The sequence below is a fragment of the Geodermatophilus aquaeductus genome (assembly GCF_900182545.1).
Classification (GTDB): domain Bacteria; phylum Actinomycetota; class Actinomycetes; order Mycobacteriales; family Geodermatophilaceae; genus Geodermatophilus; species Geodermatophilus aquaeductus.
In genome coordinates, this window is the sequence record NZ_FXTJ01000009.1 from 142567 (window position 1) to 155267 (window position 12701).

Annotated in this window: 15 protein-coding genes; 11 read left to right on the forward strand and 4 right to left on the reverse strand. The window is 76.3% G+C overall.

Annotation, left to right across the window (positions count from 1 at the left end):
* Positions 1–77: 77 nt before the first annotated feature.
* A complete protein-coding gene (locus FN207_RS19965; protein WP_142460200.1) occupies positions 78–881 on the reverse strand; it encodes a GAF and ANTAR domain-containing protein in 804 nt (267 codons plus the stop codon).
* A gap of 272 nt (positions 882–1153) precedes the next feature.
* On the opposite strand from FN207_RS19965, the gene FN207_RS19970 reads away from it, so the two are divergent.
* Positions 1154–1654, forward strand: coding sequence for an ATP-binding protein (locus FN207_RS19970; RefSeq protein ID WP_142460201.1), 501 nt, complete (start codon positions 1154–1156; stop codon positions 1652–1654).
* A 103-nt stretch (positions 1655–1757) separates the two neighbouring features.
* On the forward strand, positions 1758–2222 hold the full coding sequence (locus FN207_RS19975) for an ATP-binding protein (protein WP_142460202.1): 465 nt from the start codon (positions 1758–1760) through the stop codon (positions 2220–2222).
* Between the two features lie 18 nt (positions 2223–2240).
* On the opposite strand, the gene FN207_RS19980 is transcribed toward FN207_RS19975, so the two are convergent.
* Positions 2241–2924, reverse strand: a complete 684-nt coding sequence (locus FN207_RS19980; RefSeq protein ID WP_142460203.1) for a TetR/AcrR family transcriptional regulator — start codon at positions 2922–2924, stop codon at positions 2241–2243.
* 90 nt (positions 2925–3014) lie between these two features.
* Between FN207_RS19980 and FN207_RS19985 the strand changes: the two genes are divergently transcribed.
* The 4 genes from FN207_RS19985 to FN207_RS20000 are packed head-to-tail and all read left to right on the forward strand — an operon-like array spanning position 3015 to position 5964.
* Positions 3015–3812 (forward strand): DUF4386 domain-containing protein, encoded by a 798-nt coding sequence (locus FN207_RS19985; RefSeq protein WP_142460204.1) that lies wholly within the window; start codon positions 3015–3017, stop codon positions 3810–3812.
* Between the two features lie 5 nt (positions 3813–3817).
* The gene (locus tag FN207_RS19990; protein WP_142460205.1) at positions 3818–4426 is read left to right on the forward strand and encodes a hypothetical protein; all 609 of its coding nucleotides are present in this window, start codon (positions 3818–3820) and stop codon (positions 4424–4426) included.
* Positions 4427–4432: 6 nt separating this feature from the next.
* Complete coding sequence (locus FN207_RS19995) at positions 4433–4924, forward strand: hypothetical protein (RefSeq protein ID WP_142460206.1); 492 nt, start codon at positions 4433–4435, stop codon at positions 4922–4924.
* On the forward strand, positions 4921–5964 hold the full coding sequence (locus FN207_RS20000) for an NAD(P)-dependent alcohol dehydrogenase (protein WP_246066198.1): 1044 nt from the start codon (positions 4921–4923) through the stop codon (positions 5962–5964). The genes FN207_RS19995 and FN207_RS20000 overlap by 4 nt, the downstream gene beginning before the upstream one ends.
* Positions 5965–6007: 43 nt before the next feature.
* Here FN207_RS20000 and FN207_RS20005 read toward each other — a convergent pair whose 3' ends face one another.
* Positions 6008–7123, reverse strand: a complete 1116-nt coding sequence (locus tag FN207_RS20005) for a trans-sulfuration enzyme family protein (RefSeq protein WP_142460207.1) — start codon at positions 7121–7123, stop codon at positions 6008–6010.
* Positions 7124–7185: 62 nt separating this feature from the next.
* On the opposite strand from FN207_RS20005, the gene FN207_RS20010 reads away from it, so the two are divergent.
* Together FN207_RS20010 and FN207_RS20015 are read left to right on the forward strand one after the other, a co-directional pair.
* Positions 7186–7776, forward strand: coding sequence for a helix-turn-helix domain-containing protein (locus FN207_RS20010; protein ID WP_142460208.1), 591 nt, complete (start codon positions 7186–7188; stop codon positions 7774–7776).
* The gene (locus FN207_RS20015) at positions 7773–8492 is read left to right on the forward strand and encodes a B3/B4 domain-containing protein (protein WP_142460209.1); all 720 of its coding nucleotides are present in this window, start codon (positions 7773–7775) and stop codon (positions 8490–8492) included. The genes FN207_RS20010 and FN207_RS20015 overlap by 4 nt, the downstream gene beginning before the upstream one ends.
* Before the next feature lie 3 nt (positions 8493–8495).
* Here FN207_RS20015 and FN207_RS20020 read toward each other — a convergent pair whose 3' ends face one another.
* Positions 8496–9689 carry an NAD(P)/FAD-dependent oxidoreductase gene (locus tag FN207_RS20020; protein WP_185938444.1) on the reverse strand — a complete coding sequence of 398 codons (1194 nt, stop codon included), beginning with the start codon at positions 9687–9689 and terminating at the stop codon, positions 8496–8498.
* Between the two features lie 106 nt (positions 9690–9795).
* Here FN207_RS20020 and FN207_RS20025 point away from each other — a divergent pair, with 106 nt between their 5' ends.
* From FN207_RS20025 to FN207_RS20035, 3 genes are read left to right on the forward strand one after another with little or no spacing between them, the layout of a single operon-like run.
* Complete coding sequence (locus tag FN207_RS20025; RefSeq protein WP_142460211.1) at positions 9796–10890, forward strand: serine hydrolase domain-containing protein; 1095 nt, start codon at positions 9796–9798, stop codon at positions 10888–10890.
* Between the two features lie 40 nt (positions 10891–10930).
* On the forward strand, positions 10931–11422 hold the full coding sequence (locus tag FN207_RS20030) for a hypothetical protein (RefSeq protein WP_142460212.1): 492 nt from the start codon (positions 10931–10933) through the stop codon (positions 11420–11422).
* Between the two features lie 19 nt (positions 11423–11441).
* Positions 11442–12467: an ABC transporter substrate-binding protein gene (locus FN207_RS20035; protein WP_221888305.1), complete on the forward strand. Its 1026-nt coding sequence runs from the start codon at positions 11442–11444 to the stop codon at positions 12465–12467.
* The last annotated feature ends 234 nt before the right edge of the window (positions 12468–12701 follow it).

Below are 12701 nucleotides of genomic sequence, written 5' to 3' on the forward strand. Positions count from 1 at the left end.
GAGGCGGCCCCGCCGCCCGCTGTCTGGAGCGACGAGGCCTGACCGCCGGGAGTCCCCCGGGAGACTCCGGCGGCTGCTCAGGAGTGTCGCGGCGGGTCCGACCCCGGGCGACCGGACGGCGGCCCCGGCCGGGGGTACCGGTTGTTCCGGCGGGGCGCGCCGACGGGCAGGGAGCCGGTGCGCACCAGTTCCTCGGCGATGTCACGGACCTTGCGGTTGGTGTGCATCGACGCCTGGGCCAGCATCTCGAACGCCTCGTCGGGGCGGAGCCGGTAGCGCTCGATCAGCACGCCCTTCGCCTGGTCGATCACCGCCCGGTTCTCCAGCGCTGCCTGCAGGTTGTCGGCCATCTCGCGGGCGCTGCGGTAGGCGTGCAGGTTGCCCACGGCGATCGACGCGTACGGCCCGAAGCGGGTGGCCGCCGCCCGGCTGTCGTCGTCGAAGGCGGAGGCCAGGCGGGCGTAGACGTTCAGCGCGCCGGCGACCTGCTCGTCGTCGATGGCCAGCGGGACCGACAGCGAGCTGAGCGCCCCGGCCTCCACCGCCCGGCTCGTGTAGTCCGGCCAGCGCCGGTCGGTGCGGGCGTCGGCGATCTCGGTCAGCTCGCCGGTGCGGGCGGCGTGCAGGCAGGGTCCGTGGCCGCGTTCGTACTGCCGCTCGTCGAGGTCGACGGCGAGCTGCCCCGTGGAGGCCGCGGTGGTGGGGGCGTCCCTGACCAGCAGGGAGACCGACGCCTCGGGGTCGCCGGGCATGACCGCCTTGGCGAGGTCTGCCACCGTCTGCAGCAGGCTCTCCATCGACAGGTCGCGCACCGACAGCCGCCCCAGACGCTCGAGCGCCTCGGCGGCCCTGCTGGGTCCCGGGTGCTGCGTGTCGGCCATGGGGCAGCCTCCGGTCTGGGGATGCACCGGGGGTGGGTGACCTCGGCCGCGGACGCCCGATCTGGGGTCCGTGCTGGCGCGGTGCGCCGCTGGTGGACGCACGGTGGGCGTCCGGTCGTCTCGGACACCCATCGCGAGCCTACGCGGGTCGACCGTCCACCGGGCCGCATCGCGGCTCTGCGCGTAGCGTTCTCGGGAGGTGGCCCGACGGGCCCCGGCGAGAACACGAGGGCCCGAGTCCAACATCCGGCTCGGACCGTGGAGGTCGGCCGATGACCGCGTCGTGGGCGCACCGAGCACCGCCGGTCAGGGACACGCAGTCCGCCCGCGTGGGGCGCTGGACCCCCGGGACGCTGGCCGAGCTGACCGTCTCCCGTCACGCGCTCAGCGCCGCCCTCCACGACGGCGCCCGGCCGGCCGCCGCCGCCGAGGGAGCGGTGCAGCGGCTGCTGCTGGCGTTCGAGGAGCTGACCTCCAACGCGCTGCGGCACGGCCGCCTCCCCGTCGAGGTGACGGTCACCCGGACCGGCCGGTCCTGGCTGCTCGAGGTCAGCGACGCCGCCGGCGACGACGCGCCGGCCCCGGCGGCCGACCGCGACCCCGCGCTCGGTGGCCTGGGCCTGCCCCTCGTCGCCCGGATCTCCGCCGCGCACGGCTGGACGGTGACCGCGGGCCGCAAGGTGGTGTGGGCCAGCGTGGACTTCACCCGTCCCGAGGCCTCCGACGCACCGCGGGACCCGCGACCCCGGGGCGGGCGCGGGCCGACGCGCTGACGGTCCGTTTCCCCTCGTGCGGCGCGGGTAGCCCCAGGGCTCAGTCCCTGACTCGGTGGCCCCGGACCCGGCGACCTCGGCGTCTCGTCCCGGAAGTGGGCCCATGCTCGGCGAACCCGTACCCGACACCGTCCCCGACGGCCCGGTGTCCGGCTGCCCCGTGCTGACCGGACGGCGATGGGAGTGGCGGTTCCCCAGCCTCCCGGGCTCGGTCCGCGGGATGCGACGGGACCTGCACGGCGTCCTCGACGACACGGCGCTGTCCGCCGACGTGGTCGACGACCTGGTCCTCGCCGCCAGCGAGGCGGCCAACAACGCCGTCGAGCACGCGCAGCGCCCCACACAGCCGTACTTCGACGTCTGCACCGAGCTCGACGACGAGGCGGTCACCGTCGTCGTCCGGGACCACGGGACGTGGCGGGCGCCCCGCCTCCCCTCGGTCCGGGGACGCGGCCTGGCGATGATGCACGCCCTGGGCGAGACCACCGTCCGGTCGGGCCTCGGCGGGACGACGGTGACCATCCGCTGCCGGCACGCCGGCCTCGAGGTGCGGCCGAAGCCCCGCTGAGCCGGATCCGGGGGCGTCCTATCCCACCCGTGCCGCGATCCCGTCGAGGACCCGGCGCAGTCCCCAGAGGTACTGGTCGGTCGAGATGAAACGGGCCATCGTCGGCGCCGCCGCCGAGCTGCGCGGGAACGCGTCGGCCGGTGTCGCCGCGAACGCGCGGTCCCGGGCGGCAACCCGCTCGGTCTCCGGGGGCAGCGGACCCGCCTCGTGCACGTCGGCGACCTCGAGGGCGATGGACCCGAACACGTAGACGATGAGCAGGTAGGAGGCCCGCGCGGCCTCGGTCGGCCCGAGGCCGGCATCGGCCAGCAGGTGCAGCAGGTGCTCGTTGAGCGCGAGCGCGTGGGGCCCGTCCATGGGACCACCGACCACCAGGCCGACCGCGCCGGGATGGGCCGACAGCCTCGAGCGCAGCTCCAGCGCCAGCGCCTCGACCCGTTCCCGCCAGGGCCGGCCGCGGTCGGTGAAGACGTCGTGGTCCACCTCGCCGAGCAGGCGCTCGACCAGCGCCCTGACCACGGCGGCCTTGTCGGGGAAGTAGGTGTAGACGGCGTTCGGGGCGACGCCGACCCGCGCGGCGATGCCCCGGACCGACGCCGCGTCCTGGCCGCCCTCGTCGAGCAGCCCCAGCGCGGCGTCGAGGATCTCGTCCTCCGTGAGGGCGCGCCGGGGACCGCGACGCCGTTCGGTCGGGACGGACATCGATGCGCTCTCCCCCTTGACGGGCCTCACCGTGCGGGAGGACCTTACCTGTACACCGTACAGAGTATGTACGCCGTACAGGAGGCCGCCATGCCATCCGAGCCCGCGAGCCCCGCGATCCGTCGGACGACCGGCGCACTGTTCCTCGTCGGCGCGCTCGCCTTCGCCGGTGCCGCGACGGCGCTGTCCTCGACGTTCGACTGGCCGGACGTCCTGCGCGAACCCGCGGACGTGGTGCTGCCGGCCTTCGCCGCCGGCGGGACGGGCCTGGTGTGGACGTGGTTCGCCACCGCGTGGACGTACGCGATCCTGCTCGTCCCCGTCCTGCTGCTCCCCGCGGCGCTCGGACGGCGCGGCGACCCGGTGCTCCGGGTGGCCACCTCCGTGGGCGTCATCTCGGTGCTGCTGTCGCTGGTCGGGTTCCTCCGCTGGGTGTTCGTCGTCCCGCCGCTGGCCGGCTCCCACGTCACCGGCGACGCCACCACCCGCGCCGCCGTGGAGGCGGCGTGGACCGCGCAGCACCAGTTCGGCGGGGCACTGCTCGGCGAGCACCTGGGCCAGCTGCTCGCCATCGGCTGGTCGGTCGCCGTCAGCGTGGTGGTCCTGCGCAGCCGGGTCCTGCCCCGCTGGCTGGGCGTCACCGGGCTCGTCGTCAGCGGCCTGTACCTGCTCAACCAGGGGGACGTGCTGGCCACCGCCGTCCCCGGCTTCCCCGTGTGGGAGCCGGCCGGCCTGCTCGGGAGCACCGGCTGGGGGCTGTGGGTCGCCGCCCTGGGCGTCGTCCTCCTCGCGCGCTCCGGCCACCCCCGCGAGACAGCACCGTCCGCCCCGCCGTCCGGCACCGTCCCCTCCCCGCGCGTGCCGGCCGACGCCGGCGTCAGGAGCTGAGCGCCATGACCACCTCCCCCGTGAGGACCCGGGCCGCCGGCTCCTCCGCCCTGCGGACCTGGGCGATCTGGACGCTCGGCTTCCTCGCCTTCCCCCTGGCCGGGCTGGCCGGCACCGCGGTGGTCGGTCGGGTCGACTCCCCGCTCGCCGCCCTCGTCGGCGGAACCGTCGCCGGCCTCGGCATCGGCCTCGGACAGGTGCTGGCGAGCCGGGGACGCCTCGACGTCCGCAGGTGGGTCCCGGCCACCGCCGCCGGGATGGGCCTGGGCCTGCTGCTCGGTGCGGCCGTCGTCGGCTACGGGACGTCGCTGCCGGACCTGGCCCTGATGGGGGCGCTCACCGGCCTCGTCCTCGGGCCCGCGCAGGCCCGGGCACTGCCGCGCGAGGCACGAGCACGGTGGGCGTGGGCTGCCGCCCTGCCCGCGCTCTGGGCGCTCGGCTGGACGACGACCACCCTCGGTGGGATCGCCGTCGACGAGCAGTTCACCGTGTTCGGCGCCTACGGCGCGATCACCTTCTCCGCCCTGTCCGGGCTCCTGCTGCAGGTCCTGCTGCCCGTCCCGGCAGCGACGGGCGCGGACTCCCCCCGCCCCTCGGCCGGGGCGAGGGTGTGACCGGCCGTGGCTGACCCCGACGTCGTCTGGCCCGTGGGCACGTCCGACCGGGACCCCGCCCTCGCCGACCGGCCGATGGTCTTCGACGCCACGGGCTTCCTCGTGGCCGTCCTCCCGGACGCGGACGAGGCCCGACGCGCAGCGGCGGCGCTGCGCACCGCCGGGTTCGCCGACCGCGAGCTGAGGGTCTTCACGGCCGAGGAGATCCTCGAGGACCGCGTCCGCTACACCGCGGCGCGGAACCTGCCCCGCCGCGTGGTCGCCGCCCTCACCGAGGACGAGGAGACGATCGCGCTCTACTACGGCCACGCCCGCGACGGCCGGGCCGCCCTGTGGGTCCACACCCCTGACGACGACGTGGCCGAGCGCGCCATCCGCGCGCTCTCGGGCTCCCCCACGCTGCACGTCCGGCACTTCGGCCACGACCGGCAGAGCGACTTCGTGCTGCAGCACCCCAGCTCCGACCGGCCGGAGGACAGGAAGGGGAGGTCCCGATGAGCACGGCGAGGCGCGGCACCCGAGGGGCGCCGCCGGCCGCGGACGCCGGCCGGCCGACGATGACCGCGATCGTCCAGGACCGCTACGGCTCCGCACCCGAGGACGTCCTGCGGCTCGACCGCATCGAGCGGCCTGCCGTTCCCGACGCCGGGGTGCTCGTCCGGGTGCACGCCTCCAGCGTCGACCGGGGCACCTGGCACGTCATGGCCGGCCTCCCGCTGGCCATCCGCCTCGCCGGCTTCGGAGTGCGCCGGCCGAGGTACGCCAACCCCGGCCGGACCCTCGCCGGGACGGTCGAGGCCGTCGGCGCGGACGTGCGCGGCTTCGCCCCGGGCGACGAGGTGTACGGGACGTCGACCAGCACGTTCGCCGAGTACGCGACCGCGCGACCGGCCCGGCTGGCGCGCAAGCCGGCCGGTCTCTCGTTCGAGCAGGCGGCCGCCGTCCCGGTCTCCGGCGGCACCGCCCTGCAGGCCGTCCGCGACCACGGACACGTCCGCGCCGGGGAGCAGGTGCTCGTCATCGGTGCCGCCGGCGGCGTGGGCAGCTTCGCGGTCCAGATCGCGAAGGCAGCGGGAGCCGTGGTCACCGGCGTGTGCAGCACCGGCGCGGTCGACCTCGTCCGCACCCTGGGCGCCGACGTCGTCGTCGACCGCACCCGCGAGGACCCCACCGCCGGCGGCCGCCGCTACGACCTGGTGGTCGACACCGGCGGCAACACCCCGCTGTCCCGCCTGCGCCGTGTCCTCACCGCTCGGGGACGCCTGGTCATCGTGGGCGGGGAGACCGGCGGCCGCCTGCTCGGCGGGGCCGACCGCGGGCTCCGGGCGACGCTACTGTCGCTGGTCGTCGGTCAGCGGATGGGCACCTTCGTGGCGTCGGAGCGGGCCGCCGACCTGCTCGCCCTGGCGGAGCTGGCCGAGTCCGGACGGCTCACCCCCGCGATCGACCGCACCTTCCCCCTCGGCGAGGCCGCCGCGGCCGTCCGCCACCTGCTCGACGGGCCGACCCGGGGCAAGACCGTCGTCTCCGTCCCGTAGGGCTCCGCACACCCACGGACCCGGCCCCGAGCTCCCGCCCCGGCTAGGCGCCCGCGTCCAGCGCGGCGGCGAGGTCGGCCCAGAGGTCCTCGACGTGCTCGCAGCCGACGCTGAGCCGGACCAGGCCCGCCGGGACGTGCTCCTGACCGGGGAGCTTCGCCCGCCGCTCGATGGTCGACTCCACTCCCCCGACGCTGGTGGCCGAGGCGATGACCCGCACGCCCGCGCAGACGGCGTCGGCGGTGGCGGCGTCCGCGACCTCGAAGGCGAGCACCGCCCCGGGCCCGCGCATCTGCCGGGCGGCGAGGGCGGCGTGCGGGTCGCCGGGCAGCCCGGGGTAGCGCACGCGGCCGACCGCCGGGTGCGCCGCCAGCCGGCGGGCGAGCTCGCCGGCCGACTCCTGGGCCTGGCGCAGCCGCACGGCGAGGGTGCGGGCGCCGCGCAGCGCGAGGAACGCCTCGAGCGCACCGGGCGTGGCACCGGCGACCTCGCGGCGGCGGACCAGCCGCGCACGGTCCTCGGGCCGGCGGCACACGACCACCCCGAGGAGCAGGTCGGAGTGCCCGCCGATGAACTTCGTCGCGCTGTGCACGGCGAAATCCGCGCCGAGCGCGAGCGGGTTCTGCAGCAGCGGGGTGGCGAAGGTGTTGTCCACGGCGACGAGCGCGCCGGCCGCGGCGGCGACCGCCGCGACGTCGACGACGTCGAGCAGCGGGTTGCTCGGCGTCTCCAGCCACACCAGGTCGGCGTCGGCGACGGCGGCGAGCGCCCCGGCGTCCGTCACGTCGACCGTGGTGACCGCCCAGCGACCCCCGGCCGCCGCACCGTCGGCGAGCAGCGCGCGCAGGCCGGTGTAGCTGTCCCGGGGCACGACCACGCGGGCGCCGACGGGCAGCAGCTCGAGGACCGCGGCGATCGCGGCCATGCCCGAGGAGAAGCACACCGCGGAGCCGCCCTCGAGGTCACCGACCAGCTCCTCGAGCGCCTCCCAGCCGGGCGTGCCGTCGTCGCGGGAGTACTCCCGCCCGGCCGTTCCGCCCGGAGCGGCCCGGAAGTTCGACGCCGGGACGATCGGGACGTTGAGCGGCTGCCCCGGACCGGTCGGACGGCCCAGCACCGCCAGCCGGGTCTCCACCCGCAGTCCTGTCGCGTCCGCCATGACCAGCCCTCCTCGATGCAGTATGTTGCACTTCGAAGAGCAGCGTACGGGGAGGAGGAGTGATGGCGGAGGCGCCCGCGGTCAACGAGCTGATCGGGACGCGTGTCCGGCAGCACCGGACCGCCCGCGGCTGGACCCTCGACGAGCTGGCCGACCGCTCCGGGGTCAGCCGCCGGATGCTGATCACGATCGAGCACGGCGAGGGCAACCCGAGCATCGCCACCCTGCTGCGGATCAGCGACGCCCTCGGCGTCGGGCTGCCGGTCCTGGTCGACGTCGAGCGTCCGCGGGCGGTCACCGTGACCCCGGCCGGTCAGGCCCCGGTGCTGTGGCGCGGCCCGCGCGGCGGGCAGGCGCTGCTGGTCGCGGGCACCGAGCCACCCGACGTCGTGGAGCTGTGGCACTGGACGCTGCAGCCCGGCGAGGCGCACACCAGCGAGGCGCACAGCGCCGGCACCCGTGAGCTGCTGCTGGTCCTGGAGGGCGCCGTGGACCTCCGCGTCGGTGACCGCACCGACCGGCTGCAGACCGGCGACTCTGCGGCGTTCACCGGCGACGTCGCCCACGGCTACGCCACCCCGGCCGACGCGGCCACACCCGCCCGCTTCGCCCTCACCGTGTTCCAGCCCCACCTCACCGGAGGCCGTCCGTGACCGATCCCCAGGCCTGGCTGTCCGCCGCCACCGTCGACGACGCCGTCCTCGCGCTGCGGCCGGACTACCGGGCCCTGCTGCTGACGGCCGACGGCCTGACCGGCGGCGAGAGCGACGAGGTGAGCGAGCGGGTCCTCGCCGCCGCCGAGGCCACCGCGCGGGAACGCCTCGACGGGCAGAAGCCGGAGGACCTGCCGCACCTCGCCTCCTGGCGGGAGGCCTACCGGGCCTTCGGCGCCAAGCCGCAGCGCACCCGCCCCAGCGTCGAGGCGCTGCTGCGGCGCCTCGAGCCGGACGGGCTGCCGCGCATCGACCGGATCACCGACGTCTACAACGCCGTCTCCATCGCGCACCTGCTGCCGCTGGGCGGGGAGGACCGCGCCGCCTACGCCGGGCCGGCGCGGCTGGTCCGCGCCGAGGGCACCGAGGCGTTCGACACCACCGCGGGCGGCGAGCCGGTCGTCGAGCACCCCGAGCCCGGCGAGGTCGTCTGGCGCGACGGGGACGGCGTCACCTGCCGCCGCTGGAACTGGCGCCAGGGCGTCCGCACCCGCATCACCACCGCCACCACCAGCGCGCTGTTCGTCCTCGACGTGCTGGACCCGATGACCGACGACGACGCGCACGCCGCGGCCGACGCGCTCACCGAGGGCCTGCTCGCGCTCGCCCCCGGCGCCGTCGTCCACCGGCGGCTGCTCGGCGGCCGGCGGGACTGAGCCTCAGGCGTCGACGGCCGCGTACAGCCCGGCGGACGCGCTCGCGCCGCCGACGACGAGGTCGGCCACCACACGGGAGGCGACCCAGGCCTGCACGTGGCCCGTGCCGTTGTAGCCGCCGAGCGCGAGCACCCGCCCGCCGGTGCCCGGCACCGGTCCGCACCGGGGCAGTGGGTCCTCGGCGAAGCCCACGACGCCCGCCCACCGGTGCGTCACCGGCGCGTCGACGCCGAGCTCGTCGGCCAGCCACCGGTCGAGGCGCGCCTGGACCGGCGCGGAGACCGCGGCGCGGTCGGTCCAGCTCGCGTCGCCGTCGAGGTCGGAGAAGCCGCCGAGGGCGATCCGGCCGTCCGCCGTCTGGTGCGCGTACTCGTACCCGTAGCGCGCGTAGACGGGGACCGGGAGGACCGTCTGGCGCAGCGGTGCCGTGGCCAGCATGTTGAGGCGCCGCGGGCGCACCGACCGCGCCGAGGGCACCAGCGCCGCGAGGTCGCCGTCGACCGCCACCACCGCCCGGTCGCAGCGCACCGCCCCGGCGTCGGTCCGCACGCGGACGCCGTCCCCCTCCACCACCGGCGGCCCGACCACCCGCGAGTGCTCGAACACCCGGGCCCCGCGCGCCTCCAGGGAGCCGGCGAGCGCCCGGAGCCAGCGGACCGGGTGCACCGACCCGTCGTGCGGGAAGAGCAGCCCGGCCCGGTCCGCGCCGGCGAGCGGGCCCGGCAGGTCGTCCCCGGCGACCAGGTGCCCCGGGAAGCCGTCCTCGGCCAGCGCCGCGGCGTTGGCCCGGACGTCGTCGGCCTCGGCCGCGTCGACGGCGAGCCGCAGGAGCCCGTCGACGCGGAAGTGCCGGCGGGCGCCGACGCCCTCGGCCACCTCCAGCATCTCCCGCTGGGCGGCCAGCGTCGCCGCGTGCACGGCCGCGGCCCGCTCGCGCCCCCAGAGGGCACGCGTCTCGTGGTACATCGGCGCGGCGCCGGCGATGAAGAAGCCGCCGTTGCGGCCGCTCGCGCCGGAGGCCACCTCGGCCCGGTCCAGCACGACCACCGAGAGGCCGGCGCCGAGCAGGCGCCGGGCGGTCGCCAGCCCGCCCACACCGGCGCCGACGACGCACACGTCCGCGCGCACCTCACCGTCCAGCGCCGGCCGCGGCCGGTACGGCTCGTCCTGCCACAGCGGGACCGGTGCGCTGGTCACGTGCGTCTCCCTCCTCCGTGGACTCCGGCGCCCACCGTGGCACGGCGGGGGCGCCGGAGCGGGAAACCCGGTTGCCCCGGGCGGGCCGATGCGGGCCACTGGGCGCATGGCCGACGTCCGGGGCTCCTACGACGAACTGTTCACCGCGGTGCCCACGGCGCTGGCCGGACTGCTGGACGACGGGGACGCCGGCGGCTCGGTCGCGGTCCTCGTGGACGGCGAGCCGGTGGTGGACGTCTGGGGCGGGTGGGCCGACGCGGACCGCACGACCCCGTGGCAACGGGACACGATCACCAACGTCTGGTCGGTCACCAAGACGATGACGGCGCTGTGCGCGCTGGTCCTCGCCGACCGCGGCGACCTCGACCTGGAGGCACCGGTCGGCCGGTACTGGCCCGCGTTCACCGCGCGCGGCAAGGAGGGAGTGCTGGTGCGGCACCTGCTCGCCCACACCGCGGGCCTCCCCGACTGGGACGGACCGGTCGAGGAGCTCTACGACTGGCCGGCGGCCACGGCCCGCCTGGCCGCGCAGGCGCCGCAGTGGGAGCCGGGCAGCGCCGCTGGCTACCACTCGCTCACCCAGGGGTTCCTCGTGGGCGAGGTGCTGCGCCGGATCACCGGCCGGAGCCCGGGCGAGTTCTTCGCCGAGGAGGTGGCTGGCCCGCTGGGTGCCGACTTCGCCATCGGACTGGCCGCCGAGCACGACGCCCGGGTGGCACCCACCGTCCCACCGCCGTCGCTGGACGAGGACGTCGTCGCGAGCGCGCCCGGCGGCAGCACACCCGCCGCGGGGACCCCCGTGCGGCTCCGCGACGGCAACAGCGTGGCCTGGCGGCGGGCGCAGATCCCGGCGGCGAGCGGGTTCGGCAACGCCCGCTCGGTCGCCCTCGTGCAGTCGGTGCCGGCCTGCGGCGGTGCGGTCCGCGGGGTGCGGCTGCTGTCGCAGGCCGGCTGCGACCGCGCCCGGGAGGAGCAGTTCAGCGGCGAGGACCGCGTCCTCGGCATGCCGGTCCGCTACGGGCTGGGCTACGGCCTGTTCGGGGACACCCTCGGGTGGGGCGGCTGGGGCGGCTCCCTCGTCGTGGTCGACCCCGGCAACCGGATGGCGGTCGCCTACGTGACCAACCAGATGCGCGGACCGGCGGAGGACACCCGGGGGCTGGAGCTCGTGATGGCCGCCTACGACGGTCTGCGATCGTGAGCCGCGGCACGGGTCGCCGACCCGACCGGGAGGACCGCCGATGACCACGGACCCGACGCTCGTCCGGATCGGCGAGGCGGTGCAGGCCAACCACCGGGGCGAGCGGGAGGCCGCCCGTGCGCTGTTCGCCGGCATCTGGGACGAGATCGGCGGCGAGCGCGGCGATCCCCTGTACGTCTGCACGCTCGCGCACTCGATGGCCGACGCCCAGGACGACGTCGGGCAGGAGCTGGTGTGGGACGAGCGGGCACTGGCGGCCGCCGGCTCCCTGACCGACGCACGGCTGGCGGAGGCCGGGGTGGCGATGCCCGTGGCCGCCCTGTACCCGTCGCTGCACCTGAACCTGAGCGAGTGCCACCGCAGGCTGGGCGACCTCGACCGCGCCCGCGAGCACCTCCGGGAGGCGGAGGCCACGATCGGCGCGCTGGGCGACGACCAGTACGGGGAGGTGATCCGGAAGGGCCTGCGGCAGGTGGCCGAGCGGGTGGGCCGACCTTCCGCTGAGGGTCCCTCGTCGCAGGCGTTGAGTTAGGGCAGGCTAACCTCGCCCGGTGTCGAAGAACGCGGGCCTGCTGCGCCCCTCCCGTCTCGCCGTCCCGCTCGCCGTCCTCGCCCTGTCCGGAGGGCTGACCGCGTGCGGCGGCTCGGAGGACGAGGGGTCCGCGTCCGCCGCGGAGACGTCGTCCTCGTCGTCGGGTTTCCCGGTGAGCATCGAGAACAGGTTCGGCACCACCGAGATCCCCGAGGAGCCGCAGCGCGTCGTCACCGTCGGGTTCAACGACCAGGACTTCGTGCTCGCCCTGGGCGTGACCCCGGTCGGTGAGCGCGAGCTCCTGGGCGACTACGACGCCACGACCCGGCCCTGGGCGCAGGAGCTGCTCCCGGCGGAGGACATCCCGACCGTCGGCGGCGAGGAGATCGACCTCGAGGCCGTCGCCGCCCTGGAGCCCGACCTGATCGTCGGCGTCTACTCGTTCATGGACGAGACGGTGTACGAGCAGCTGTCCGGCATCGCGCCGACGCTCGCGCAGACCGACGAGTACGCCGACGGCGCCACCCCGTGGCAGGAGCAGACCCTGCTCATCGGCCAGGCGCTCGGCCGCGAGGACGAGGCGCAGGAGCTCGTCGACGACGTCGAGGGGCGGTTCCATCAGGCCGTCGAGGACAACCCCGGGTTCGCCGACACCTCGATCGCCGTGGACCTGACCGGCGTCGGCTCGGGCCACTACCTGCTCGGCACGGACGACCTGCGCACCCAGTTCTTCAGCGACCTCGGCTTCGCCGTCCCCGAGACCAGCACCGACGTCAGCCAGGAGCGGCTGGACCTGCTGGACGCCGACGTGCTGGCGGTCAACGGTTACGACCAGGCGGCCGCCGACGCCGACACGCTGTTCTCCAGCCTCGACGTGGTGACCCAGGGTCGCACGGTCCTGCTCGGCACCTACTCCGGCGACGTGTCCGCCGCGCTCGGCTTCGGCAGCCCGCTGTCGCTGCCGTTCCTGCTGGACGAGGTCGTGCCGGCCCTGGCCGCCGCCGCCGACGGCGACCCGGCCACCGCCGTCCCCGCCCTGGGCTGAACTCCCGGTCGTACACGATCTCGCGGACCTCCAGGGCGCACCGGCAGCTGCGCGCGATCCGAACGGCCCGGTCCAGCGCCTCCGCCCGCGACGACACCTCGAGGATCGCGACCCCCGATGACGGCCTTCGTCTCGGGGACCGGGCCGTCGGTGACCGTCCCGTCGGTCCCCACGACGGCCGCCTGCTGCCGCGCGACGCCGCCGCCGAAGACCCAGACCCCGGCGTCCTCGGCC

Bases quoted from the DNA above. Each gene is read 5' to 3' on its own strand.
- FN207_RS19980 (WP_142460203.1), bottom strand. From the start codon at position 2,924: ATGTCCGTCCCGACCGAACGGCGTCGCGGTCCCCGGCGCGCCCTCACG.
- FN207_RS19990 (WP_142460205.1), top strand. From the start codon at position 3,818: ATGACCACCTCCCCCGTGAGGACCCGGGCCGCCGGCTCCTCCGCCCTG.
- FN207_RS19965 (WP_142460200.1), bottom strand. From the start codon at position 881: ATGGCCGACACGCAGCACCCGGGACCCAGCAGGGCCGCCGAGGCGCTC.
- FN207_RS20025 (WP_142460211.1), top strand. From the start codon at position 9,796: ATGGCCGACGTCCGGGGCTCCTACGACGAACTGTTCACCGCGGTGCCC.
- FN207_RS20000 (WP_246066198.1), top strand. From the start codon at position 4,921: ATGAGCACGGCGAGGCGCGGCACCCGAGGGGCGCCGCCGGCCGCGGAC.
- FN207_RS19975 (WP_142460202.1), top strand. From the start codon at position 1,758: ATGCTCGGCGAACCCGTACCCGACACCGTCCCCGACGGCCCGGTGTCC.
- FN207_RS20030 (WP_142460212.1), top strand. From the start codon at position 10,931: ATGACCACGGACCCGACGCTCGTCCGGATCGGCGAGGCGGTGCAGGCC.
- FN207_RS19970 (WP_142460201.1), top strand. From the start codon at position 1,154: ATGACCGCGTCGTGGGCGCACCGAGCACCGCCGGTCAGGGACACGCAG.
- FN207_RS19985 (WP_142460204.1), top strand. From the start codon at position 3,015: ATGCCATCCGAGCCCGCGAGCCCCGCGATCCGTCGGACGACCGGCGCA.
- FN207_RS20010 (WP_142460208.1), top strand. From the start codon at position 7,186: ATGGCGGAGGCGCCCGCGGTCAACGAGCTGATCGGGACGCGTGTCCGG.
- FN207_RS20005 (WP_142460207.1), bottom strand. From the start codon at position 7,123: ATGGCGGACGCGACAGGACTGCGGGTGGAGACCCGGCTGGCGGTGCTG.